We start from the raw sequence: 23,365 nt of genomic DNA, 5'->3' as shown, positions 1-23,365 counted from the left end.
GGTGTGTCCGGCCACCGTCCCCGGTCGTGCCCGCGCAGGTCAAACCGGGCCGGCCACCCAGCGGCGGCGCGCCCTGCGCTCGCGGCGGCTGACCGGATCCCCCGCCGGCGCCAGGCTCCCGGCCAGCTCGGCCAGGGCCAGCCGGGCCGGTGAGCCGGGCGCCTCCTCGGTCAGTGTCCTGCCGGAGAGCAGCGCGGCGTCGAGGGCGGACCGGTCGTCCGGGACCAGGTACGGGCTGCGGACTCCGGCGAAGCGCTGCAAGGCGTCACGGATCCGCCGCTCGGGATGCCACCCCACGGCCTCGGCCCGGACCCGGTTGACCACCACGACCGGGTCGGGGCACGGCAGCGCGCCCAGGGCCCGCAACCCCCGCACCAGACGCTGCAGCCCGATCGGCTCGCCCGCGCCGACCGCCAGGACCGTGTCGGCCAGCGACAGCGCGGTCAGCGTCGGGGCGTTGCGCCGCGGGGCCAGCGTGTCGTAGCTCAGCTCCTCGTCGTCCTCGAGGGAGAAGCCGCAGTCGACCACGGTCACGGCCGTGACCTGCCGCGCCAGGGTCAGGACCCGCTCCAGCGCCGCGGCCCCGATCTCCGGCCAGCGCTCCGCCGTGGGCAGGCCGGTCAGGACCCGCAGCCCCGGCGTCACCTCCGGGGCCAGCCGGGCCAGGGCCGCCACGTCGAGGGTGCCGTGCTCGGCGGCGCGCACGGCCGCTGCCAGGCCGGGCGCCTCGTCCAGGAGCGAGAGCGTCTGGGCCACGCAACCGCCATACGTGTCGGCGTCGACCAGGAGCGTGGGTGTGCCGGACGCCGCCAGCTCGGCCGCCACGGTGACCGCCACGGTGGTCCGTCCCGGGGCTCCGGTCGGCCCCCACACCGCGACCACTCTCCCCTCGGCCCGGCCCACGCCGTCCGGCTCGGCCTCGGCCGACCCGGGCACCCAGTCCGCATCAGCGACGGGGGCGTCCGCCGCGGCCGTCTGCAGGACGGCGACGCACGCCCCCTCCAGCGCCTCCGTGTCGGCGTCCGCGGCCACCACGACGTCCAGGCCGAGCTGTCTCAGCCGCGTCTCGGACACCTCGTCGGCGGGCCCGTGCACGCCGACCACCGCCACCCCGGCCCGGGCGAGGTGGTCCAGCGCCGAGCGGTCGAGCTCGCGCAGCTCCCCCGAGACCAGGGCGACGCGAGCCAGTCCCGCGGAGGCGGCGGCGAGGAGGTCGGCCAGGTCGGCGCACCGGCGCGCCACCACGAGCTCGCGGGACCGCTCGATCGCGGTCACGAGCCCGGCCTCGTAGCGGTCGCTGACCGCCGTCAGGACCGCCCTCACGACTGACCGGCTCGCACGGACCCGGGCGCCGCCACGAGGGTGACGCGGGCACCGGTGTCGATCGCCGCGATGAGGTCCTGGACGTCGCCGTCGGGCACCAGGACCTCCACGCCGGTGCTGCCCCCGGGTCCGGACAGCCCGCTCGCCCGGTGCGGGGTCCGGGCCACCGATGCGGACTCGACGAGGCGCTGGGGGGCGAGGTAGCGCTCCGTGGCCGCGGCCGGGTCGCGCGGGCTCACCCACACGTCCACCACCGAACCCTGCACCAGCCCGGTCGCGGCGTCGGTGGACACCGACACGGTCAGCGGCTTGACCCCCACGTCGCCCCGCCCGCCGAGCGCGGACCGGGGCACGAGCTCCCCTGGACGCACCTCCCGCAGGACGTAGTGGTCGGCGCCGAGGTCGTGGTCTGCCGGGAGGTAGGCCGCGTCGCCGGGCGCGAGCCGGACCCGCACCACGCGCACGTCGTCCTGGGTGACCGGCTCGCCGGGCACGAGGGTGGCTGCTGCGGCATACATCGGGACGGTGTCGTCGGCGGCGGCGACGACACGCGCCCCGAGGGCGGTGGCCACCAGCACGAGGAGGACGCCGACGACCAGGCGCGAGTCCCGCCAGGACGGCAGCTGCAGGCGCGAGGCCGTGGGTGTGGGCAGGTCGGTCACGTGGCTCCCCCTGTCGGTCCGGCTCCCCCGACGGCCCGCGGCATCCTTGCGGCGCGAGCCTCGCTGCCATGATGTCCCGGGGGCGGACGCCGCTGGACGCCTTGTCCACAGGCCCGGCAGAACCAGCCCGACGCAAACAGGCGCAGTCCGCAGTTGACCGAGACACTGGGACGCGCACGCAGCATTGTGGTAAACAGTTGGTCAAGTCCCCGCGGTCAGGCAGCAAGGAGAGCACGCCATGGCTAAGCGCTTCATCCAGCTCGCGGACGTGTCGGAGATCCTCGACATCTCCTCGGCGCAGGCCTATGCCCTGGTGCGCTCCGGGGAGCTGCCCGCCATCAAGGTCGGCGGCCGCGGGCAGTGGCGGGTCGAGGCCACCGAGCTCGAGAACTACATCCAGCGGATGTATGCCGAGACCAAGACGTTCGTCGCCGCCCACCCCTTCGGCCAGACCGGGGACGCAGCGGAGGACGCCGAGCCGGTCGACTGACCGACCCGCCTCACCCGCCGCGCGTCACCATGGCCAGCGCGGCGAACGGCACCCATCGGACCGCCACGACGTGCCCGCGCCGTCGCGGCACGTCGAGCGGGTGCTCGCTGAGCTCCACCAGGTCGGCACCCACCCCGTCGATGGTGCCGGTCAGCACCCGGCCGTCGACGTCCTGGAGCCGCACCGCCACCCGGTCGCGGCTCAGCCCGCGCAGGGCCTGACCGAGCCCGAACCGGCGGGACACCTGTGGCACCCCGTCCGCCGGACCTCGCCGGCCCGAGCCACCCGGCGTCAGCACCCGCAGGGCGTGGAAGGGCACCAGCGAGGCGGGCGCCACCGCCGGCGCGCCGGTCGGGGGCTCGAGGAGCAGCCAGTCCTGCCCGACCTGCGCGACCACGCCCGAGGCGCGCGCGCCGCCGGCGGCCCGCGCGTCGACGTCGTGGCCGAGCAGGTCGACGAGCCGGTCCTGCAACCCCCGGGTGGCCCGGTCCCGACGCGTCCGGTCGGCCACCTCGAGCTCGAGGTCGAGCCGTCGCTCGGCCTCCAGCTGGGCCTCCAGGTCCTCGAAGAGCCGGTCCCACCTCATGGCTCACCCGCCTCTCCCGGCCGCGATGCGACCGTGACCATTTCGTGATCTCCTCGTTGGAGATGGCGGACCCATCGTGTGGCCACAGCAGGCAGGGACGCGCCGGGAATCCACAGGGGAGGGGGTTGCGCTAGATCGCGAATGAGCGCAAACTCACGGAAACGAACGTGAACATGGTTCAGGGGGGATCATGACGGACGTCGCCGCTTCGCACCGGAGCCTGCGGCGCATCGCGGGCACCGGCCTCGCGGTCGCCGCGGGCACGCTGGCCCTGGCTTGGTTCCTCGGGCTCGGCGCCACCTCCGCCTGGCAGCGGGTCGGCGCCCCCGGCTCCGCCGACCCGGCCGACCTGCTCCTGCTCGCGGTGTGCGCCGGCGCAGTGCTCGTCGGGCTGTGGCTCGGGCTGTCGGTGGCCGCGGGGGTGCTCGGCGCCCTGCCGGGCACGCCGGGAGCGGTCGCCCGCGCCCTGGCCCGGCGCGGACCGGCGGCTTCCCGCCGGGTCGCCTCGCTGCTGCTCGGCTCGACGCTGGTGGCGGCCCTCGGAACCGGCACCGCGGTGGCCGACACCGGCACCCCGTCGGGACCGTGGTCCGGCGCACCGGCACCGACGGCCACGAGCGTCCTCCCGACTCCCGGGTTCACTCCGCCACCGCCGGCCGCAGCGCCGCTGCCCGGCCCCGGGTTCGACCCCGCGCCCGCACCGGCGACCGTGACTCGCCCCCAGGCCGCCGCCACCCCGCCGGGTACCGCGCACGGGACCGGTGAGGAGCTCCCGACCCCCGGCTGGTCACCTACCCGGCCCGCGCCCGTCCCGCGTGACGCCTCCCTCGACGTCCTCCACCCGAGCCGGCACCCCGCCCGCCTGCCGGTCCTCGAGGGCGTGGTCGTCCGGCGCGGCGACACGCTCTGGTCGATCGCCGCGCGCCACCTCGGGCCCACTCCCACCGCCGCACAGATTGCGCTGGAGTGGCCGCGCTGGCACGCCACCAACCGTCACGTCATCGGGGACGACCCGGACCGCCTGGTCCCGGGGCAGCTGCTCGAACCGCCATCACCGAACGGGGGGACACCATGAACGACACCACCACCAGCGGCACCGGTCCGGTGCGCGTGCGACCGATCCCGGAGTGCTCGCCCCCGCCGATCGACCCCGAGCAGCTGCAGGTGGCCGAGACGGCACCGGCCTGGGACCAGGGCATGCTCGCGGTCGAGTTCCACGGCGCCGACGAGTCCTGGTTCGGCCCGCAGCCCACCTCCAGCCGCGACCTGCCCGAGCCGCAGCAGTGGGCCGGCCACATCGCCCAGGCGCTCGTGGAGGTGATGTCGGGGACCCGCCCGGCACCCCAGGTCATCCGTTTCACCGCGCCCGAGGTCTACTCCGCCGTGGCTCGGCGCTCCGCCGTCGCCGGCCGCCGCGGGGTCGTGAGCGGGCGCCGGGCCGTCGTCCGCCGCGTGCTGGTGTGCGAGCCGGCCGACGGGGTCGCCGAGGCCTGCGCCGTCGTGGTCGACCACGACCGGGTCCGAGCCCTGGCGATGCGCCTCACCGGCCTGGACCACCGGTGGATGGTCACCGCCCTCCAGGTGGGCTGAGCATGACGAAGGGCCCCGGCCGGCGATCCGGTCGGGGCCCTTCGGCGTGGCTCAGCGGCCCCGCTTGCGCCCCTTCCTGGAGGCAGCGGCGCGGCGCTCGGCGCGGGTGGTGACCGGCGCCTCGTCGCGCTCCTGCACCGAGCCGTCGTCGCTGGGCGCCGAGTAGTGCAGGCGGGTGGCCGGCTCGGGCGTGGTCAGGCCCTTGGCCGTGATCACCGGCTCCGCGGAGACCGCCACGGCCTCGCCCGCGTCGGCGGTCAGCTCGGTGGCAGCGAGCGCCTGGGCCTCGCCGTTGACCTCGACCTCGACGTTGAACAGGTAGCCGACCGACTCCTCCTTGATCGCCTCGTTCATCGCCTCGAACAGCAGGAAGCCCTCGCGCTGGTACTCCACGAGCGGGTCGCGCTGGGCCATGGCGCGCAGGCCGATGCCCTCCTGCAGGTAGTCCATCTCGTAGAGGTGCTCGCGCCACTTGCGGTCCAGCACCGAGAGGATGACGCGACGCTCGACCTCGCGGGTGACGTTGCCACCCAGCGTCGCCTCGCGGGCGTCGTAGGCGTGGTGGGCGTCGGAGAGGATCTCCTCGCGCAGCACGTCGGCGGTGAGGGCCGAGCGGCCACCGGCCGCCTCCTCGACCTCCGCGACGGTGACCGACACGGGATACAGGGTCTTGAGCGCAGTCCAGAGCTGCTCGAGGTCCCAGTCCTCGGCGAAGCCGTCGGAGGTGGCGGCGTCGACGTAGCCACCGACGACGTCGTTGATGAAGTGGCGCACCTGCTCGTGCAGGTCCTCGCCCTCGAGCACGCGGCGGCGCTCGGCGTAGATGACCTCGCGCTGCCGGTTGAGCACGTCGTCGTACTTGAGGACGTTCTTGCGGATCTCGAAGTTCTGCGCCTCGACCTGGCTCTGGGCGCTCTGGATCGAGCGGGAGACCAGCTTGGACTCGATCGGGACCTCGTCCTCCATGCGGGCCGAGGTCATGAACCGGTCGACCATGCCCGAGTTGAACAGGCGCATGAGGTCGTCCTGCAGGGACAGGTAGAACCGGCTCTCGCCCGGGTCACCCTGACGGCCGGAGCGGCCACGGAGCTGGTTGTCGATGCGCCGCGACTCGTGCCGCTCGGTGCCCAGGACGTAGAGGCCACCGAGGCCGGTGACCTCCTCGTGCTCGGCGGCGACGGCCTTCTCGGCCAGCTCGAGCGCCTCGGGCCACGCCGCTTCGTACTCCTCCGGGGTCTCCTCCGGGTCCAGGCCCCGCTCCTTCAGCGCGGCGACCGCGTTGAACTCGGGGTTGCCGCCGAGCATGATGTCGGTGCCTCGACCGGCCATGTTGGTGGCGACGGTGACCGCGCCCCGACGACCGGCCTGGGCCACGATCGCGGCCTCACGGGCGTGCTGCTTGGCGTTGAGGACCTCGTGCTTGACGCCGCGACGGCGCAGCTGCTCCGCGAGGTACTCGCTCTTCTCGACGCTGGTGGTGCCGACGAGGACCGGCTGCCCCTTGGCGTGGCGCTTGACCAGGTCCTCGACGACCGCGTTGAACTTGGCCTCCTCGGTCCGGTAGACGAGGTCGGCCTGGTCGATGCGCTGCATCGGGCGGTTGGTGCGGATCTGCACGACGCCCAGCTTGTAGATCTGGTGCAGCTCGGCGGCCTCGGTCTGGGCCGTACCGGTCATGCCGGAGAGCTTGTCGTACATGCGGAAGTAGTTCTGCAGGGTGATCGTGGCGAGCGTCTGGTTCTCGTTCTGGATCTCGACGCCTTCCTTGGCCTCGATCGCCTGGTGCATCCCCTCGTTGTAGCGGCGCCCGGCCAGCATGCGGCCGGTGTGCTCGTCGACGATGAGGATCTCGCCGTTCATGTTGACGTAGTCCTTGTCCCGCTTGAACAGCTCCTTGGCCTTGATGGCGTTGTTCAGGTAGCCGATCAGCGGGGTGTTGACGGACTCGTAGAGGTTGTCGATGCCGAGGTAGTCCTCGACCTTCTCGATGCCGGACTCCAGGACGCCGACGGTGCGCTTCTTCTCGTCGACCTCGTAGTCGCCCTTCCCGTCCTCGCCGCGCTGCAGCTTCTCGGCGATCCGGGCGAACTCGACGTACCACTTGGTGGCCTGGTCGGCCGGGCCGCTGATGATCAGCGGGGTGCGGGCCTCGTCGATGAGGATGGAGTCGACCTCGTCGACGATGGCGAAGTTGTGGCCACGCTGCACCAGCTCGTCGGTCGACCACGCCATGTTGTCGCGCAGGTAGTCGAAGCCGAACTCGTTGTTGGTGCCGTAGGTGATGTCCTTGCCGTACTGCTCGCGGCGCTCGGCCGGGGTCATCGAGGCCAGGATGCACCCGGTCTCCAGGCCGAGGGCGCGGTGGACACGGCCCATGAGCTCGGACTGGTACTCGGCCAGGTAGTCGTTGACGGTGATGACGTGGACGCCCTTGCGCTCGATCGCGTTGAGGTAGGACGGCAGCGTGGCGACGAGGGTCTTGCCCTCACCGGTCTTCATCTCGGCGACGTTGCCCAGGTGCAGCGCGGCGCCACCCATGATCTGCACGTCGAAGTGGCGCTTGCCCAGGGTGCGCTTGCTCGCCTCGCGGACCGCGGCGAACGCCTCGGGCAGGATGTCGTCGAGGGTCTCGCCGTCGGCCAGCCGCCGCCGGAACACGTCGGTCTCGCCGCGCAGCTCGGCGTCGGTGAGCTTCTCGAAGTCCTCTTCGATGGCGTTGACCTGGGCCGCGATGCCCTCGAGCTTCTTGATCACCCGGCCTTCACCGGCGCGAAGCAGTCGTTCAACGATCTTGGGCACGCTCACTCCTGACGAGACTCTGGTGGCGTCGGGCCGATGGTCCACGCCGCGACCTGCCTAGGTTAGTCGCTGGCGGGCCCGACCGTGCGGCCGACGGGCCATGGGGGTCGGTTGCCCCTCACGGGCGCAACGAGCGGGCCGCGGCGGGGCGTTCCCGGGTGGCTCAGTCCCGGGCGCTGCTGCGCGGGGCGTGGTAGACGAGGTCGCGGTACTCCCGGTGCCGGGCGATCCACGCCTTGACGAACGGGCACAGCGGCAGCACCTGGCGCAGACCCAGCGCCCGCACGTCGTCCAGCGCCCCGCGCACGAGCGCGCCGCCGACGCCCTGACCCTCGAACTCCCCGTCGACCTCGGTGTGGGTGAAGACGATGAGCTCGTCGGTCAGCTGGTACTGCGCGAACCCGGCCACGCGGCCGTCGACCCTCGCCTCGTAGCGGTGGGCCCCGGTGTTGTTGACGACCTCGATGTCAGCCATGCGCCCACCCAACCACGGGGGCACGGCGCCGAAGACCTTTGCCCCGACACGGCCCGTCGGCAAGGGTGTCGCCATGGACCGCCAGCTCTCCGACGTCGTGCCCGTGCTGACCGACGGGGTGGTGACCCTGCGGGCCCACTCCCCCGCCGACCTCGACGCCGTCGTCGAGCAGGCCCGCGACCCCGAGATGGTGCGCTGGACGACCGTCCCCTCGCCCTACGAGCGGACCGACGCACAGGAGTTCCTCGCCGCCATCGCCGCCGGGTGGCAGGACCCCACGGGCAACCGCTACTGGGCGCTCGAGGTCGACGACGCCGGCACGCCTCGCTACGCCGGGACCATCGACTACCGGCCGCACGGGGGCGGGACCGCGGAGGTCGGCTTCGGCCTGCACCCGTGGGCCCGCGGGCACGGGCACATGGCCCGCGCCCTGCGCCTGGTGGTGGAGCACGCCTTCGAGCACGGGGTGCACGCGCTGCACTGGCGGGCCGCCGTGGGCAACTGGGCGTCCCGGCGCACCGCGTGGGCCTGCGGCTTCCGCGTCGAGGGCACCGTGCGCGGGCTGCTGCCCGGGCGCGACGGTGAGCCGTATGACGCGTGGGTAGCCTCCCTGCGCGCGGACGACCCGCGCGAGCCCGCGACGCCGTGGTGGTCCGCGCCGGTGCTGGAAGGGCTCGGCCTGCGGCTGCGGCCGTGGCGCGACTCCGACACCCCCAGGGAAGGGCAGGGGCCCGACCCGGCCAGCCTGAGCTTCATGCCGGCCGGCGCGCACCCCACCGCCGAGTCCTACCCCGCCTGGCTGGAGCGCACCCGCTTGAGGAGCGCCGAGGGCGTCGCGCTCTACTGGTGCATCGCCGACGCCGGCAGCGACGAGGCCCTCGGCGACATCCAGCTGTTCGACTTCGACAACGGGACCAGCTCCCGGGACGCCGAGATCGGCTACTGGCTGCATCCCGGCGACCGGGGTCGGGGCGTGATGGCCGGCGCCGTGTCCCTGGTGCTGGACCACGCGTTCGCCCCGGTCGAGGCCGGCGGCATGGGGCTGGAGCGGCTGCACGCCTCGACCGACCCCGACAACTGGCCCTCCGACCGCGTGCTGCGGGACGCCGGCTTCCGGCTCACCGGCGTCGAGACCGACTCGTGGCGGGCGCCGGACGGCAGCATCCACGGCGGGCACCACTTCGAGCTGCTCGCCGCGGACCGCGGCGAGCCCGGGCTGCTCGTGCCGACCCGGCTGGAAGGCGAGAGGGTCGTGCTGCGCGAGTTCCGCGATACCGACCTGCCCCGGTTGCGCGAGTCGCTGGACGACCCCGCCCGCAAGCAGGCCATGGGACTCCGGGCCGAACGCGTCACCGAGGCGGACGCGCGCGACTGGCTCGCCCGGCGGCGGCTGTGGGGGCTGCAGGGCGAGCGGGTGACCTGGTGCCTGGCCGACCGCGAGGACGACCGGGTGGTCGGCTGCCTGACCGTGCACGGCCTGGCCGGCGTCACCTTCCCCAACACGGGCGAGGTGGGCTACTGGGTGCACCCGGACGAGCGCGGCCGGGGCCTGACCAACGAGGCCCTGGACGTGCTGGTGCCGCACGCGCTGACCCCCCGCGAGGACGGCGGGATGGGCCTGAGCCGGCTGCGTGCGCACACCGAGGAGGCCAACCTCGCCTCGCAGACGGTGCTGCGCCGCGCCGGCTTCATGGAGTGGGGCCGCGAGCCCGGCGGCCTGCGCCTGCCCGACGGCAGCCGGGCGGCCGTGGTGCACTTCGGCCTCGGGCGCGAGGACGACCGGATCGCCGCCGCCGTGCTCAACGAGGCGACCGCTGTGGAGCCCGTGACCCTCGAGGGCGCCGGCGTGCGGCTGCGCGCACTGCGGGAGGAGGACCTCGACCGGGTCGTGGAGGCCTGCTCCGACCCGGAGGCCCGGCACTGGCTCTCCGGCCTCCCGGAGGACTACACCCTCGAGCACGCCCGCGACTACCTGCGGCGCAGCCGGGAGAACGCGGCCCGGGGCAGGGGCGTGTACTTCGCGGTCGCCGACCAGGAGGACGACCGGCTGCTCGGCGTGGTCGCGGTGATGGACATGGCCGGGGAGGACACCACCGCCGGGGAGGTCGGCTACTGGCTGCACCCCGACGCCCGCGGCCGGGGTGTCATGAAGGAGGCGGTCCGCCTCGCCGTGCGGCACGCGTTCGTCCCGCGCGAGGACGGCGGACTGGGCCGGCGACGGCTCAGGCTCGCGGCCGCCGTCGGCAACGACGCCTCGCTGGCGATCGCGCAGGGCGCGGGGTTCGTCGAGGTGGGGCGCCACCGGGCCGCCGAGCCGCTGGGGGACGGCAGCTTCGCCGACCTGGTGTGGTTCGACCTGCTGGCGCAGGACTACCCCGGCTGAAGAGGGTTCAGCCCTCGGTCGGGACGCGCTTGGGGATGGCGAGGATGGCGAACGCGGCGAGCAGGCACAGCGCGCCGGCGGTCAGCCACGCCCCGAGGTAGTCGCCGGTGTCCTGGCGCACCCACCCGGCAAAGCTCGCCGCCACGCCGGCACCGACCATGTGCGCGGCGAACACCCAGCCGAACACCACTCCGGAGCGCTCCAGCCCGAAGTGCTTGCGGCACAGCGCAACGGTCGGGGGCACCGTGGCCACCCAGTCCAGGCCGTAGAAGACGATGAAGAGGAACAGGTTGGGCCGGACGTCGGGGCCGAGCAGCCACGGGACGACCAGCAGGGAGAGCCCGCGGAACCAGTAGTAGACGAACAGCAGCACGCGCGAGTCGACCCGGTCGGTCAGCCAGCCGGACCCGATCGTGCCGACGATGTCGAAGACACCGATGAGCGCGAGCAGGCCCGCCGCCGTGGTGGGCGGCATGCCGTGGTCGTGGGCCGCCGGGATGAAGTGCGTGCCGATCAGGCCGTTGGTGGACCACCCGCACACCCAGAACGTCGCCAGCAGGATCCAGAAGACCCGCGAGCGCGCGCTGTCGGCGAAGGCGCGCAGCGCGGCGCGCGCGGCCGACTCCCCCGGGCCCTGCCCGGGCTCGGCGTCGGCGACGACCAGGCTCGCGTGCCCGTCCAGCGGCTCGGCGCCGTAGGGCGTCGTGCCGGCCTGGGCCGGTGAGTCGGCGAGGACCGCCCACACCAGCGGTGCCAGCAGCAGCGCGACGGCCGAGACCGTCAGGGCGGCGAACCGCCACCCCGGCCCCGCGATGAGCGCGGCGAGCGCCGGCAGGAAGATGAGCTGACCGGTGGCGTTGGCGGCCGAGAAGACGCCGGTGACCAGGCCCCGGTGGGTGTGGAACCAGCGGTTGGCGACGATGGCGCCGAACACCAGCGCCATCGAGCCGGTGCCCACCCCGACGGCCAGGCCCCACAGCGCCCACAGCTGCCAGGCCGAGGTCATCACGGTGGTCAGGCCGCTGCCGACGGCGACGAGCACGAGGGCGGCGGTGACCACCCGCTTGACCCCGAACCGCTCCATGAGCGCGGCGGCGAACGGCGCGGTCAGGCCGTAGACAACGAGGTTGAGCGTCACCGCCCCGCTGGTGGTCGTGCGGCTCCAGCCGAACTCGTGCTCCAGCGGCTCGAACATCGCCCCGGTCGAGGAGCGGAACGCGGCCGCGGCGACCAGCGCTCCGAGGGTGACCGCGGCGACGTACCAGGCCCGGTGGACGCGCGCGGTGCGCGCCGGCGCCTCAACCGACATGGCTCAGCCCCAGCCACCCGGCCATCGCGGCCAGCTGGGCGTCGAGGGCGGCCTTGGCCTCGTGCGGTGCGCCCGGCTCCCAGTGGACCGCACGGACGCGCAGGGTGCTCGTCGCCCGGTCGGCCTTGAGGTCGGTGCGCGCCACCAGCCGGTCACCGAACAGGAACGGCAGCACGTAGTAGCCGTGCACCCGCAGGTGCTGCGGCACGTAGATCTCGAGGCGGTAGTGGAAGTCGAACAGCGCCAGGGTGCGGTCGCGCTGCCAGATGAGGGAGTCGAACGGGCTCAGCAGCGCCTCGGCGTGGACCCGTCGCGGCTGGCGGGCCTCGACGTGCAGGTATGCCGGCCGCTTCCACCCGTCGATGGTCACCGGCCGCAGCTCCCCCGACGCGACGAGCGCCTCGAGCGCGGGGCGCGCCTGCTCGGGCTTGAGCCGGAAGTAGTCGCGCAGGCACTGCTCGGTGCCGACCCCGTGGGCCCGGGCGGCGATGGCCATCAGCTCGCGGAACGCCTCGGGGTGGGTAGGGCGGACCTCCGGCGGCACCGCCCTGGCCAGCACCTCCCTCGGGAGCACCCGCTCGAGCGAGGCGTAGCGCCGCTCGAACTGGGTCGTGCGCCCGGCGCTGGTGATGATCCCCGCCCAGAACAGGTGCTCGAGGGCGTTCTTGACCAGGGACCAGTTCCAGCCCCAGTTGTCCTTGGCCCGGGGCAGGTCGTGCTCCAGGGCCTGCTCGACCTCCCGCGAGGTGAGCGGCCCCCGCGTCTCGACCTCGCGCCGGACCGCCTCGACGAGCTCGGGGTGGTCACGGGCCACCCGCTGCATGCCACCCCACGCGTCGTGCAGGGCCCGCTGCATGCGGAAGTCCAGCAGCGGCCACGTCGCCGGCGGCACGAGGCTCGCCTCGTGGGCCCAGTACTCCACGAGCCGGCGGGGCGACCGGTCGCGGGCGCGGTCCAGCAGGGCGGTGTCGTAGGGGCCGAGCCGCGAGAAGAACGGGAGGTACTGGCTGCGGGTCAGCACGTTGACGCTGTCGATCTGGATGATCCCCACGCGGTCGACCACCCGCTGGACGTGGCGCATCGTCGCGCCGCCGGGAGCCGGCCGGGCGTCGCAGAAGCCTTGCGCCGCCAGGGCGACGCGGCGCGCCTGGGCCTGGCTGAGACGGTCGGGGTTGCGTGGCACGCCAGCACTCTACGGTCGGGGACCGACCGGTCGCGGCGAGCACGCGGCATACGCGCTTCTGCGCATCCGTGGCGGATTGTCCGGCCACCGTGACGAGCGGAGAATTGGCGGGTTCAGCAGGAGGGACAAACCCCAAGGGCGTTCCGGAGGTGCCCATGATCAGCAAGTCCCCCATCACGACCATCATCCCCGTGGACGACATGTCCCGGGCGACGACGTTCTACCGCGACACGCTGGGCCTCACCGACCTCGGCGACTCCATGGCCGGCAACCACGCGCTGCGCACCGCGGCCGGGTCGGCGGTCGAGCTCATGCCTGCCCCAGGCGAGCACACCAGCCACACGGTGCTCAGCTTCGAGGTGGACGACATCGTCCGCGAGATCGCCGACCTCGAGGGCCGCGGCGTGCGGTTCGAGGACTACGACACCCCCGAGCTGAAGACCGAGGGGCACATCGCCTCCGCCGGCAGCGAGAAGGCGGCGTGGTTCAAGGACAGCGAGGGCAACTTCCTGTGCCTGCACGAGACGCACCTGAGCTGAGCCCCACGGACACGAAGGGCGGCGACCTCACGGTCACCGCCCTTCGCTCACGCCGGGGACTACTCGGGCAGGTCCAGCAGCTTCTCGCGCACGGCGTACATCGCCGCCTCCATGCGCGAGTGCAGCTGGAGCTTCTCCAGGATGTTGCGCACGTGGTTCTTGACGGTGTTCTCGGAGATGAACAGGGCCTTGGCGATGTCGCGGTTGGCCATGCCCCGCGCCACCAGCTTGAGGACCTCGAGCTCACGCTCGGTCAGCCGCGGCACCGGCATCGCCGGACGCTCCTCGTGGCGCTTGATCATCAGCGCGAACTCCGAGAGCAGCTTGGAGGCCATGGACGGCGAGATCAGGGACTGGCCGGTGGAGACCGCGCGGATGCCGTCGGCGATCTGCTCACCGGGGACGTCCTTGAGCAGGTAGCCGTTGGCGCCGGCGCGGACGGCCTCGTAGAGGTCGGACTCCTCGTCGCTGATCGTCAGCATGACGATCTTGGTCGAGGGCACCAGCTCCTTGATGGCGGTGCAGGCCTCGATGCCGGAGCGACGCGGCATGCGCACGTCCATGAGCACGACGTCCGGGAGCAGCTCCTCGGTGCGCCGGATCGCCTCGTGGCCGTCACCGGCCTCGCCGACGATGTCGATGTCGGCCTCCTGGCCGAGCACGAGCTCGAGGCCGCGGCGGTAGAGCACGTGGTCGTCGACGACCAGTACACGGATGGCCTCACCACTGCGGGGCACGGCGGTGCCGGCTTCGGTCATCGAGGACAGGCCGTTGGTCGTCACGAGCGTCATCATGGCACGCCGACACGCGCGAGGTGCCCCTCCCGTGCAAGGAGGGGCACCTCTTGAGGAATCTGGAGGATTCGGGGCGATCAGCCCACGCGTTCCCGGGCCATCTCGTCGACGTCGAGGTGGATGACCCCGTAGGACCAGCCGCGGCGGCGGTAGACCACGCTCGGCCGGTCGGTGTCGCTGTCGTGGAAGAGGTAGAAGTCGTGCCCGACCAGCTCCATCTCGTAGAGCGCCTGGTCCAGCTTCATCGGCGCGGTCGCGTGGACCTTCTCGCGCACCTCGATCGGCGACTCGCCCTCGGCGGGGACGGCCTCGGCCTCGGGCGCTCCGCCTGACGCTCCGTTGAGCGACGGGAGGTCGGCAAGTCGTGCGGTCGCCTGCGCGACGGACTCCGGGACGTGTCGTCCTCGATGGACCCGCCTCCGGTCGTGCGCGCGCCGCAGTCGCTCGAGGAGCTTGTCCATCGCGACGTCCAGCGCGGCGTACTTGTCATCCGCACACGCCTCGGCCCGGATGACCGGTCCCTTGACGTGGCAGGTGATCTCGACCCGGTCACAGGCCTTGGACTGGCGTGGGTTGGCTTCGTGGGTCACGACCACGTCGAGCCGCTGAACGCGCGGCGCGAGCTGGGGGACCTTGGCCAGCTTGTCATCCAGGTGTCGACGGAAACGGTCCGAGACCTGGACGTGCCGTCCGGTGACGACGATCTCCACAGGTGTCCTCCTTGGGGGATTCGCGGTATCGCTCGGGGGCCCGCGCAAGGCCCGGTCAGGCGCGGCACCACCTCCGCCGGGGAGGAACCTCAGGCCCATCGCCGTCGCCCGCAGTGCCGGGGCGACGACCGGTGGCGACCGCGGAAGCGGCGACCGTGGGGGCCATGCATGAACGCTAGACCAACTCCGGCCGAAGCGATACCGCGGAGCCTGCCGAGTTGGTCCGCCCCCGGACCCCTTGTGCCAGAGGGGTCCCGGGGGTCACGCCCGCCCCGGTATGCCGTGCCGCCGGGTGGCCGCGACCGTCACCACGGCCACGTGGGCGGCGCCGCCGGCGCGCAGCGCGCGGGCGGCCTCGAGCAGGGTCGCGCCGGTCGTCAGGACGTCGTCGAGCACCAGGCAGGTCGCCCCCGCGACCACCGGCCGCCAGCGACCGCGCACCGTCATCGCGTGCTCCAGGTTGGCCGCCCGGGCGCGGTGCCCCAGCCCGGCCTGGTCGGCCACCCGGCGCCGAAGCGCCAGCGCGGGCGCGGGCAGGAGCGCCTCGCCGGTGGGGTCGAGCCCCGCGCAGGCCCGCCTGACCAGCTGCTGCAGCGGGGCGTCCCCGCGGCGGCGCACGCTCGCGGCTGAGGAGGGCACCGGCACGGCGAGCACCGGGCCGTTGCCGGCTGCGAGCACCGCGCGGGTGACCGGGTCGGCGACGACGGCGCGAGCGACTGCCCCCGCGAGAACCGGCACGAGGACCTGCCCCAGGTCGCGGCGGTCGGCGTCCTTCCAGGCCACGAGCGCCGCCCGCAGTGCACCGTCATAGGGCGCCGCGGCCCACGCCGGTGGCATGCCGGGCGGGCACGGGGTCGGCACCCACGCCCCGGCACCCGCGGGGTGCACGGCGCCGGCGACCTCGGCCGCGCACGTCGCACACCAGGCGGCACCGGGTCGGGCGCACCCCCCGCAGGCGCGCGGCAGCGCCAGCTCGGCGAGGGCGCCGAGGGCCGACCGCAGGAGGGGCAGCGCCGGACCCGGCCGCACGGCATACCGCATGTGCGGCATCCTGCGGTGCCACGGTTGCGGTGACCAGCCCGCGGGTGGAGCCTGTGGACGACAGGGAGGGGGCTCTGGGGGCATGGGGAAATCGGGGCGGATCGACCATTGGCCGGACACGGAGCGGGTCCACGCGTCACCATGAGACCGGAAGCAGACTGCCGCGGTGCCTACTCCGGGGGTGACTGAGGACGTGCCAGAACCCATGAGCGCACCCGGCGTCCCCCATGCCCAGGCGCAGCCGCCCGAAGGCCCTGCCTCCGTGGCCGAGCACCTCCTCGACGAGGTCGCCGAGCACCTGCCCGGGAGCCGCCTCGCGCTGCTGGCCGGGACCGGTGACGCCCCCGCGGTCGTCCTCGCCCTCGTCGGGGCCGAGCAGGCGCCGTGGCCGGACCCCCGCACCGACGACTCACCCCTGGGCCAGGTGTGGCGCGGTGCGACCGCCACGACCGGCACCTGGGCGACCCCCGCGGGCTCCCGGTCGATGGTCGTGGTGCCGCTCGAGGGCGACGAGGGTCGGTGCGCCGTGCTCGTGGCCGACCGCGACGCGGCGGTGCCGTTCGACGTCGCCGACCTCGCGTTCGTCGCCGGGGCCACCCAACGCCTCACCCCGGCGCTGGCCCATGCGCTGGAGGTCGCCGCGCTCGCCGAGCGGGAGGCGCACGACGAGCGCGTCCGCCTGGCCCAGGAGCTGCACGACGGCCTGGCCCAGGAGCTCGTGGCACTGGGCTACCGCATCGACTTCACCCGCCGCCAGGTGGACCGCTCCGACCCGGCGCTGGCCGCGCCGCTGAACGAGGCCCGCGACGAGCTGAGCCGCATCCTCGCCGACCTGCGGCTGAAGATGGCGGACCTGCAGGCGTCCGTGGACCCCGACGGCGGCCTGGCCCCCGCACTGCGCGGCCGGCTCGAGCAGTTCGCCGAGATCACCGGGCTGGAGGTCCAGGTCGACGTCGACGACGACGGGCTGGCCCTGCCCCCCGCGGTGCAGGACCAGCTGTTCCGGTTCGTGCTCGACCTGCTCGCCGACGCCCGGCACGCCCGTGGCGCCACCCGGCTGGAGCTGGCCCTGAAGGTGGGCGCGCCCCGGGTGCGGCTGCGGTTCACTCACGACGGCGAGAGCTCGCTTCCCTCCCGGGACTTCTCCGGACATCCCCTCGTCCAGCTCGGCGCCGTGGTATTCATCGGGGACGCGTCCCGGCCAGGGGTCGAGCTCACCCTCGAGATGAGCCCGGCTGACTCCGGGACCACGGACCGTCGACGGTCGGAAAGGATCCCGCTGCGATCATGAGCATCAACGTCGTGGTGATCGATGACCACACCCTCGTGCGCGAAGGCGTGTCCCGGGTGATCCAGGCCGAGCCCGACCTCGCGGTCGTCGGCGAGGCCTCCTCCGTCGGTGACGCCCGCTCCCTGCTCGGTGCCAAGCAGCCAGACGTCATGCTGGTCGACGTCTCGCTTCCCGACGGCAGCGGGCTGGGCCTGGTGCGGGCCGCCCGCGCGGCCTACCCCCGCCTGGGCATCGTCGTGCTGACCATGCACAACGACGACGACACCCTGCTCGAGGCGCTGGACGCCGGCGCCACCGCCCTGGTGCTCAAGAGCGCCTCCTCCACCGAGGTCGTCGACGCGGTCCGCCGCGCCGCCACCGCTCCGGACTCCTTCACCGCGAACGGCCTGGCTGCCGCGCTGCGGCGACAGGCCAACACCACCGTGCCCAGGCTGACGCCGCGCGAGACCGAGGTGCTGGAGCGGCTGGTCGACGGCGCGTCGGTCGCCGAGGTCTCCCGCGAGCTGTTCATGAGCGAGTCGACGGTCAAGACCCACGTCACCAAGCTCTACGACAAGCTGGGTGCCCACAACCGGGCCGGGGCCATCATGGCCGCGGTCCGGCTCGGCCTCGTCAAGGCCGAACCGGACCGCCAGCGCTGACCCCGCCGCCCGTCGGGGTCAGTGGCCCATCTGCCCGAACGTCTGCACGATCCGGATGACACCCGGGCCGATGATGACGATGAACAGCGCCGGGAAGATGCACAGCAGCATCGGGAAGAGGATCTTGACCGGGATCTTCTGGGCCTTCTCCTCCGCCCGCTGACGGCGCACCAGCCGCATCTGCACGGACTGCTCGCGCAGCACGCCGGCCACCGGCAGGCCCAGGCGGTCGGCCTGGACCAGCGCGGTGACAAATGTGCGGACCTCGGTCACCTTGGTCCGGGCGGCCATCGCGGAGAACGCCTCGCCGCGGGACTTGCCGATCTGGATCTCCTGCAGCACCCGGGCGAACTCCCCGGCGACCGGGCCATGGGTGGACTTGGCCACCTGGAGCAGCGCCGCGTCGAAGCCCTGACCGGCCTCGACACAGACGGTGAGCATGTCGAGGGCGTCGGCGAGCCCGCGGCGCAGGATGTTCTGCCGCTTGAGCGCCGTGTTGTAGACGAGCAGGTCGGGCAGGAAGAACCCGACCGCCGAGGCCACGAGCGCCAGCACCAGGCCACCGAGGCTGAGGTGGGCGAACAGCAGCACCACGACGGCGCCGCCGATCATGCCCGCACCCTTGAGACCGAGCAGGCGCTCGACCGTCCACGTGCCCGGGTTGCCGGCCAGGTCCAGCAGGTGCTGGAGCCGGTCGTGGGTGCCCGCCGGCGAGAGCCGGACGGCCAGCCCGCGGCTGCCGTCGAGCAGCGGCTTGACCAGCCGCTCGGTGGCCGGCAGCTCGTGCTTGCCCACCTCGGCCCGGTTGACGCCGTGCTCGATGAGGCTGAGGCTGCGCGCCACCCCGGTGGGGGCGCCGGCGTCGAAGGCGAAGGCCATGACGAGCACCGCGATGGACAGGCCCACCGCCAGCAGCCCGACGTAGAGGAACACCTGTGAGCTCATGTCAGACCTCCACGTCGACAACCTTGCGCATCCAGAAGATGCCCAACACCAGGGACACCCCGGCCGCCACGAGCATCCCGATCCCGATGAGGTTGGTCCACAGGAGCGAGACGTAGTCGTGGTTGACCAGGTTCATGTAGAGGAACAGGCCGATCGGCAGGGCGATGAGGATGTACGCCGACAGCTTCCCCTCCGCGGACAGCGCCCTCACCTGGCGTCGCAGCGACTCGCGCTCGCGCAGGGTTCCCGCCGTGGTGCGCAGCGTCTCCGCGAGGTTGCCACCGACCTGACGCTGGATGCGGATCGCCATGCCGGTCCAGCGCAGGTTCTCGCTGTCCATCCGTTCGGCCATCCGCTCCAGGCTCTCGTCGACGTCGGCGCCGATCCGGGTCTCGGCCAGCGCCCGGGAGAACTCCTTGGCGGCCGGCTGGGCGGCGTCCCGCGCCACGGCGTCGAGTGCCTGAAGCAGCGAGAACCCGGTCGACAGGCTGCTGGCCACGAGGTTGAGCACGTCGGGCAGCTGCGCCTCGAACTGCTTGACCCGCCGCCGTGCGGCGAACCGCAGGATGAACGAGGGGAGCAGCAGGCCGGCGACCACGCCGGCCAGGACGCCGAAGACCATCTGGCCGGTGCTCGCGTGCAGCAGGAGCAGCCCGCCGGCAATGCCGACGACGACAGCCACCACCCGCAGGACCGCCCACTCCCCCGCGCGCCAGGGCAGGTCGGCCCGCTCGAGCAGCGCCATGGTCCGCGAGGTCGACTCGCGGCCCTCCATGACCTTCTCGCCGAGCTCCACGAGGGTGTTGCTGAGCTGGCTCGGTGAGACCGGGACGCCTTGCGCCGCCGGCGTCGTGCCGTTGACGTAGTGCTCGATCGAGTCGACCCGCTTGGTCCGGGCCGACTTGAGCATCGGAGAGACCAGGGCAAGGACCAGGCCGACCACGCCGAGGAACACCGCGGCGAGCGCGGCTGCGAGCTGCCACGGCATACCGAGCAGGGAGAAGGCTGCCCGGGGTGCGGCCGGTGCGACGGGCGCGGCGGCGGGGGTCGCCGGAGCCGAGGACGGAGCGGTGTCGACCGCGGTGGCCGCTCCGAGGTCGACCGTCCTGCCGGCCATCCAGTAGTGGTTGCCGCTGTGGGCGGTCACCGTGACCTGCTGCCGCCCGGACAGCCCCTTCGGGATCGCCAGCTGCACCCGGACCTGGGAGCTGAGCGCCCGGGCCGCGGCGGTGAAGGCCGAGTCCACGGCGGTGGGGTTGGTCGCGGAGGCGACGCTGCCGTTCCCGGCCTGCGCCAGGCCGGTGAGGACCGAGTCCTGGCTCTCGTCGGTCTTGAAGCCCACGACTTCGGCGCGGACCCCGGACGAGGTGAGCGCCTCGGCGGCCTGGGAGAGCGTGTGCCGGCTGCGGGTGTCCCCGCCGTCGCTGAGCAGGACGAAGCTGCGGTCGCCGATGGTGCCGAGCTGGGCGATGGCGGTGAAGATGCCGTCGTACAGCGTGGTCTCGCCACTTGACTTCAGGGACGCGACGGCCCGGCGCACCGCGCCACGGTCGGTGGTCGGCGCCACCAGCGCGTGCGGCCGGTCGGAGAAGGAGACCAGCCCGACGAGGACGTCAGGGGGCGCGGAGGCGAGGAAGGCGTTGACCGCCTGGGCCACGGTCGCCATGCCGGAAGCCCCCATCGAGCCGCTGGTGTCGACCAGCAGGGTGGTCGCCCGGCGGCCGGCGGTGACCGGTTGGAGGGTGACCGGAGCGTCGGCGTTGCCCACCGTCGCGGTCACCGACCCAGCGGGGAGGCTGACCGGCGTCCCCGAGGCGCGCACCGTGAGGAGCGCGGTCAGGGAGCCACCGTGGACGGTGATGTCGGTGAGCGAGACCGGTGCCGGCGCGATGGCCGCCATGGCCACCCCGCCGGTGCCGAACGAGGCCAGCACGGTGATGGCGGAGGCGATCAGCGCCCGCGCGCCGGAGGCCGGCAGCCGGTGCGGCCAGCCTCGCCGCCGGAGCGCGATCATCCCGCACCCCGCACGAACATCGCCGGGTTGAGCTCCACCCCGAGATCTCGCAGGTGCTCGGTGAACTTGGGACGCAGCCCGGTGCTGCGCAGGGTCCCGCGGAAGCGGCCCTGCTCGTCGCGGCCCGCGGAGTAGTCGAAGACGAACAGGTCCTGGAGGGTGATGACGTCGGACTCCATGCCCTCGACCTCGGTGATGGCCACCACGCGACGGGTGCCGTCCTTGAGCCGGGCCTGCTGGACGATGAGGTCGACCGCGCTGGCCACCTGGTCGCGGATCGCCCGGACCGGAAGGTCGACGCCGGCCATGAGCACCATGGTCTCCAGGCGCGAGAGGCTGTCGCGGGGGCTGTTGGCGTGGACGGTGGTGATCGACCCGTCGTGGCCGGTGTTCATCGCCTGGAGCATGTCCAGCGCGGCGCCGTCACGGACCTCGCCGACGACGATGCGGTCGGGACGCATGCGCAGGGCGTTCTTGACCAGCTCGCGGATCGGGATCGAGCCCCGGCCCTCGATGTTGGACGGGCGGGACTCCAGGCGCAGCACGTGGTCCTGGTGCAGCTGCAGCTCGGCCGCGTCCTCGATGGTGATGATCCGCTCGTCCTCCGGGATGAAGCTGGAGATCACGTTGAGCAGCGTGGTCTTGCCCGAGCCGGTGCCGCCGCTGATGACGATGTTGCGCCGGCCGCGCACGCAGGCCTCGAGGAAGTCGCGCACCTGCGGGGTCATGGTCCCGAAGGCGATGAGGTCGCGGTCGGTGAACGGGTCCGCCGAGAACTTGCGGATGGTCAGCAGGCTGCCGTCCAGCGCGATCGGCGGGATCACCGCGTTGACGCGGGAACCGTCGGCCAGGCGGGCGTCGACCATCGGGCTGGACTCGTCCACCCGGCGCCCGACCCTGCCGACGATCTTGTCGATGGTCCGGCGCAGGTGCGCGTCGCTGGTGAAGGTGGCCTCCACCGGGTAGATCCGGCCGGCCCGCTCGACGTAGATGCTGTCCGGGCCGTTGACCATGATCTCGGTGATCTCGCCGTCGCGCAGCAACGGCTCCAGCGGCCCGTGGCCGAGGATCTCGTCGGTGACCTCCTGGGCGATCCGGGTGCGGTCGGCCGACGACAGTGGCGTCTGCTCGGCGTCCAGGACGGCCTGCAGGGTGTGGCGCACCCGCTGCTCGAGGTCGGAGTGCTCCAGGTGCGGGTCGTAGAGCTGCGGGCCCAGCGACTCCAGCAGCGCCTGGTGGACACTGGCCTTCACGCCGGCCCACGGGTCCCGGGAGCGGTGCTTGGCGAGCGGGAGCGCGGTGACGGCCTCGTGGCCGGGCTGGTTCCCCGGACCGCGGCGGACGTTGTCGAGTCGATCGGCCAGGCTCATCGCTTGCCTCCTCGGTGCAGGAACCGCATCTCACGGCGTGTGCGCGGTGGGTTGGGTGGCGCGTCGCCGGCCCCGGTGGGGCGCGACCCCGCGGTCGCCAGCTCCGGCTCGCGGTTGACCAGCGGCCGGACGTGCCGGTCCACCAGCGTGCGGATCGCGACGCTGACCGGGTGCTTGGGCTCGTTGAGGACGATCGGGACGCCGCGGTTGACCGACGCCGGCACGCTGTGGCTGCTCGGCACGCTCACCGCGATCGGCTGCTTGATGGTCCGGACCACGTCGTCGTGGGTGAGCCCGACCTTGGCGTCGGAGCGGTTGAGCACCACCACCCGCGAGTCGCGGGGGTTGCCCAGCAGGTCGAGCGTGTCGAGGGTGACGCGCAGGTTCTTCAGCGCCGGGATGTCCAGCGTGGCGATGAGCACCAGCAGGTCGCTGGCGTCGAAGCCCACGAGGACGTGCTCGGTGAACGCCGGTGGCGTGTCGATGAGCACGACGTCGTACATCCGGCGGGCGACCCGGATCACCTCGCTGACGGTGGCACCGGAGATCCGGTCCACGTCGCCGGGCTCGCTGGGGGCGCACAGGGCATCCAGGCCGCTCTCGTGCCGGGTGACGACGGAGGCCAGGCCCTGCTCGTCCAGCGCGCCGGACATCGCCACCACGTCACTCATCGACCGTTCGTGAATCAGCTGCAGGCTGATCGCCACGTCGCCGAAGCCGAGGTCGAGGTCGATGAGCAGCACCCGGACCCCCGTGGAGGCCAGGTAGGCGCCCAGGTTGGTCGAGAACGTCGTCTTGCCGACCCCGCCCTTGGCCGAGAAGACGGTGACCACCCGTCCCTCGTGCACCGGGCCGCCGGTGGCGCCCCTAAGCCGCTGCGACAGCTCGAGGTTGCGCCGGCAGGTGTCGGCCAGGGCGTTCTGGTCGTCGGCGGGGACGACCTCGCGGACGCCTGAGCGCAGTGCCTGCCCCATCACCGTGACGTCGAGCCGGCGGCGGAGCATGATCACCCCGACCTCGGGGCGGTCGACCCGGATCTGCTGCGCGAGGTCGCACACCGCCTGCAGGTCCACCTCGGGGCCGACCACCACGAGCAGCTCCTGCGGTGCGGCGGCCAGGGCTCGCAGCACCAGGGGGGCGGTGTCGAGGCGATCGACGGTGCCGAGCGCGTATCGGTAGGTGTCAGGACTGTTGGGGTCCTGGTCCCAGAGGAGCGTCAT

General features: G+C 73.2%; 21 protein-coding genes. 7 read left to right on the top strand and 14 right to left on the bottom strand.

All coding sequences use genetic code 11. The annotated features are described in order from the left end of the window. Nucleotides 1-39 precede the first annotated feature (39 nt). Together FB474_RS03950 and FB474_RS03945 are read right to left on the bottom strand one after the other, a co-directional pair. Nucleotides 40-1,323, bottom strand: a complete 1,284-nt coding sequence (locus tag FB474_RS03950; protein ID WP_141787469.1) for a CpaE/TadZ family protein — start codon at nt 1,321-1,323, stop codon at nt 40-42. Then, nucleotides 1,320-1,985, bottom strand: coding sequence for a CpaB family protein (locus tag FB474_RS03945; RefSeq protein WP_141787468.1), 666 nt, complete (start codon nt 1,983-1,985; stop codon nt 1,320-1,322). Before FB474_RS03945 ends, FB474_RS03950 begins: the two co-directional genes overlap by 4 nt. Before the next feature lie 238 nt (nt 1,986-2,223). Between FB474_RS03945 and FB474_RS03940 the strand changes: the two genes are divergently transcribed. Further along, nucleotides 2,224-2,475 (top strand): helix-turn-helix domain-containing protein, encoded by a 252-nt coding sequence (locus tag FB474_RS03940; RefSeq protein WP_141787467.1) that lies wholly within the window; start codon nt 2,224-2,226, stop codon nt 2,473-2,475. A gap of 10 nt (nt 2,476-2,485) precedes the next feature. Here FB474_RS03940 and FB474_RS03935 read toward each other — a convergent pair whose 3' ends face one another. Further along, a complete protein-coding gene (locus FB474_RS03935; RefSeq protein WP_141787466.1) occupies nt 2,486-3,061 on the bottom strand; it encodes a hypothetical protein in 576 nt (191 codons plus the stop codon). Nucleotides 3,062-3,251: 190 nt separating this feature from the next. On the opposite strand from FB474_RS03935, the gene FB474_RS20935 reads away from it, so the two are divergent. Together FB474_RS20935 and FB474_RS03925 are read left to right on the top strand one after the other, a co-directional pair. Continuing rightward, entirely contained in the window at nt 3,252-4,136 is an 885-nt protein-coding gene (locus tag FB474_RS20935; RefSeq protein ID WP_141787465.1) for a LysM peptidoglycan-binding domain-containing protein, read from the top strand. Further along, complete coding sequence (locus FB474_RS03925) at nt 4,133-4,651, top strand: Rv3235 family protein (protein ID WP_141787464.1); 519 nt, start codon at nt 4,133-4,135, stop codon at nt 4,649-4,651. The genes FB474_RS20935 and FB474_RS03925 overlap by 4 nt, the downstream gene beginning before the upstream one ends. A 51-nt stretch (nt 4,652-4,702) precedes the next feature. Here FB474_RS03925 and secA read toward each other — a convergent pair whose 3' ends face one another. After that, nucleotides 4,703-7,450: a preprotein translocase subunit SecA gene (gene secA, locus FB474_RS03920; RefSeq protein WP_141787463.1), complete on the bottom strand. Its 2,748-nt coding sequence runs from the start codon at nt 7,448-7,450 to the stop codon at nt 4,703-4,705. A 163-nt stretch (nt 7,451-7,613) separates the two neighbouring features. Next, nucleotides 7,614-7,925, bottom strand: a complete 312-nt coding sequence (locus FB474_RS03915) for a GNAT family N-acetyltransferase (RefSeq protein WP_141787462.1) — start codon at nt 7,923-7,925, stop codon at nt 7,614-7,616. Between the two features lie 73 nt (nt 7,926-7,998). Here FB474_RS03915 and FB474_RS03910 point away from each other — a divergent pair, with 73 nt between their 5' ends. Beyond that, nucleotides 7,999-10,308 carry a GNAT family N-acetyltransferase gene (locus FB474_RS03910; RefSeq protein WP_185746025.1) on the top strand — a complete coding sequence of 770 codons (2,310 nt, stop codon included), beginning with the start codon at nt 7,999-8,001 and terminating at the stop codon, nt 10,306-10,308. 7 nt (nt 10,309-10,315) lie between these two features. Here FB474_RS03910 and FB474_RS03905 read toward each other — a convergent pair whose 3' ends face one another. Continuing rightward, the gene (locus FB474_RS03905) at nt 10,316-11,617 is read right to left on the bottom strand and encodes an MFS transporter (protein WP_141787460.1); all 1,302 of its coding nucleotides are present in this window, start codon (nt 11,615-11,617) and stop codon (nt 10,316-10,318) included. Then, nucleotides 11,607-12,800 carry a winged helix-turn-helix domain-containing protein gene (locus FB474_RS03900; protein ID WP_246092034.1) on the bottom strand — a complete coding sequence of 398 codons (1,194 nt, stop codon included), beginning with the start codon at nt 12,798-12,800 and terminating at the stop codon, nt 11,607-11,609. Before FB474_RS03900 ends, FB474_RS03905 begins: the two co-directional genes overlap by 11 nt. Before the next feature lie 155 nt (nt 12,801-12,955). On the opposite strand from FB474_RS03900, the gene FB474_RS03895 reads away from it, so the two are divergent. Continuing rightward, nucleotides 12,956-13,339 carry a VOC family protein gene (locus FB474_RS03895; protein WP_141787459.1) on the top strand — a complete coding sequence of 128 codons (384 nt, stop codon included), beginning with the start codon at nt 12,956-12,958 and terminating at the stop codon, nt 13,337-13,339. Between the two features lie 59 nt (nt 13,340-13,398). Here FB474_RS03895 and FB474_RS03890 read toward each other — a convergent pair whose 3' ends face one another. The 3 genes from FB474_RS03890 to FB474_RS03880 form a co-directional block, all read right to left on the bottom strand. Next, nucleotides 13,399-14,121 (bottom strand): response regulator, encoded by a 723-nt coding sequence (locus FB474_RS03890; RefSeq protein WP_425465299.1) that lies wholly within the window; start codon nt 14,119-14,121, stop codon nt 13,399-13,401. Between the two features lie 89 nt (nt 14,122-14,210). Further along, nucleotides 14,211-14,843 carry a ribosome hibernation-promoting factor, HPF/YfiA family gene (gene hpf, locus FB474_RS03885; RefSeq protein ID WP_141787457.1) on the bottom strand — a complete coding sequence of 211 codons (633 nt, stop codon included), beginning with the start codon at nt 14,841-14,843 and terminating at the stop codon, nt 14,211-14,213. Nucleotides 14,844-15,104: 261 nt separating this feature from the next. Next, entirely contained in the window at nt 15,105-15,884 is a 780-nt protein-coding gene (locus FB474_RS03880) for a ComF family protein (protein WP_185746023.1), read from the bottom strand. Between the two features lie 262 nt (nt 15,885-16,146). Here FB474_RS03880 and FB474_RS03875 point away from each other — a divergent pair, with 262 nt between their 5' ends. Continuing rightward, entirely contained in the window at nt 16,147-17,175 is a 1,029-nt protein-coding gene (locus tag FB474_RS03875) for a sensor histidine kinase (protein WP_141787455.1), read from the top strand. Next, complete coding sequence (locus tag FB474_RS03870) at nt 17,172-17,816, top strand: response regulator transcription factor (protein ID WP_141787454.1); 645 nt, start codon at nt 17,172-17,174, stop codon at nt 17,814-17,816. Before FB474_RS03875 ends, FB474_RS03870 begins: the two co-directional genes overlap by 4 nt. An 18-nt stretch (nt 17,817-17,834) precedes the next feature. On the opposite strand, the gene FB474_RS03865 is transcribed toward FB474_RS03870, so the two are convergent. Genes FB474_RS03865 through FB474_RS03850 form a run of 4 tightly spaced genes read right to left on the bottom strand, consistent with a single transcriptional unit; the run spans nt 17,835 to nt 23,365 of the window. Beyond that, nucleotides 17,835-18,761, bottom strand: coding sequence for a type II secretion system F family protein (locus FB474_RS03865; protein WP_141787453.1), 927 nt, complete (start codon nt 18,759-18,761; stop codon nt 17,835-17,837). 1 nt (nt 18,762) lies between these two features. Then, entirely contained in the window at nt 18,763-20,775 is a 2,013-nt protein-coding gene (locus FB474_RS03860; protein ID WP_141787452.1) for a type II secretion system F family protein, read from the bottom strand. Continuing rightward, nucleotides 20,772-22,145 carry a TadA family conjugal transfer-associated ATPase gene (locus FB474_RS03855; RefSeq protein ID WP_141787451.1) on the bottom strand — a complete coding sequence of 458 codons (1,374 nt, stop codon included), beginning with the start codon at nt 22,143-22,145 and terminating at the stop codon, nt 20,772-20,774. The genes FB474_RS03860 and FB474_RS03855 overlap by 4 nt, the downstream gene beginning before the upstream one ends. Then, nucleotides 22,142-23,365, bottom strand: a complete 1,224-nt coding sequence (locus tag FB474_RS03850) for a CpaE/TadZ family protein (RefSeq protein ID WP_141787450.1) — start codon at nt 23,363-23,365, stop codon at nt 22,142-22,144. Before FB474_RS03850 ends, FB474_RS03855 begins: the two co-directional genes overlap by 4 nt.

Source organism: Oryzihumus leptocrescens (assembly GCF_006716205.1).
GTDB classification, from domain to species: Bacteria; Actinomycetota; Actinomycetes; order Actinomycetales; family Dermatophilaceae; genus Oryzihumus; species Oryzihumus leptocrescens.
This window is presented reverse-complemented; position numbering and strand designations above follow the sequence as displayed.

Bases quoted from the DNA above. Each gene is read 5' to 3' on its own strand.
- FB474_RS03880 (WP_185746023.1), bottom strand. From the start codon at position 15,884: ATGCGGTATGCCGTGCGGCCGGGTCCGGCGCTGCCCCTCCTGCGGTCG.
- FB474_RS03910 (WP_185746025.1), top strand. From the start codon at position 7,999: ATGGACCGCCAGCTCTCCGACGTCGTGCCCGTGCTGACCGACGGGGTG.
- FB474_RS20935 (WP_141787465.1), top strand. From the start codon at position 3,252: ATGACGGACGTCGCCGCTTCGCACCGGAGCCTGCGGCGCATCGCGGGC.
- FB474_RS03940 (WP_141787467.1), top strand. From the start codon at position 2,224: ATGGCTAAGCGCTTCATCCAGCTCGCGGACGTGTCGGAGATCCTCGAC.
- FB474_RS03855 (WP_141787451.1), bottom strand. From the start codon at position 22,145: ATGAGCCTGGCCGATCGACTCGACAACGTCCGCCGCGGTCCGGGGAAC.
- FB474_RS03935 (WP_141787466.1), bottom strand. From the start codon at position 3,061: ATGAGGTGGGACCGGCTCTTCGAGGACCTGGAGGCCCAGCTGGAGGCC.
- FB474_RS03925 (WP_141787464.1), top strand. From the start codon at position 4,133: ATGAACGACACCACCACCAGCGGCACCGGTCCGGTGCGCGTGCGACCG.
- FB474_RS03895 (WP_141787459.1), top strand. From the start codon at position 12,956: ATGATCAGCAAGTCCCCCATCACGACCATCATCCCCGTGGACGACATG.
- FB474_RS03870 (WP_141787454.1), top strand. From the start codon at position 17,172: ATGAGCATCAACGTCGTGGTGATCGATGACCACACCCTCGTGCGCGAA.
- FB474_RS03905 (WP_141787460.1), bottom strand. From the start codon at position 11,617: ATGTCGGTTGAGGCGCCGGCGCGCACCGCGCGCGTCCACCGGGCCTGG.
- FB474_RS03865 (WP_141787453.1), bottom strand. From the start codon at position 18,761: ATGAGCTCACAGGTGTTCCTCTACGTCGGGCTGCTGGCGGTGGGCCTG.
- FB474_RS03860 (WP_141787452.1), bottom strand. From the start codon at position 20,775: ATGATCGCGCTCCGGCGGCGAGGCTGGCCGCACCGGCTGCCGGCCTCC.
- FB474_RS03915 (WP_141787462.1), bottom strand. From the start codon at position 7,925: ATGGCTGACATCGAGGTCGTCAACAACACCGGGGCCCACCGCTACGAG.
- FB474_RS03850 (WP_141787450.1), bottom strand. From the start codon at position 23,365: ATGACGCTCCTCTGGGACCAGGACCCCAACAGTCCTGACACCTACCGA.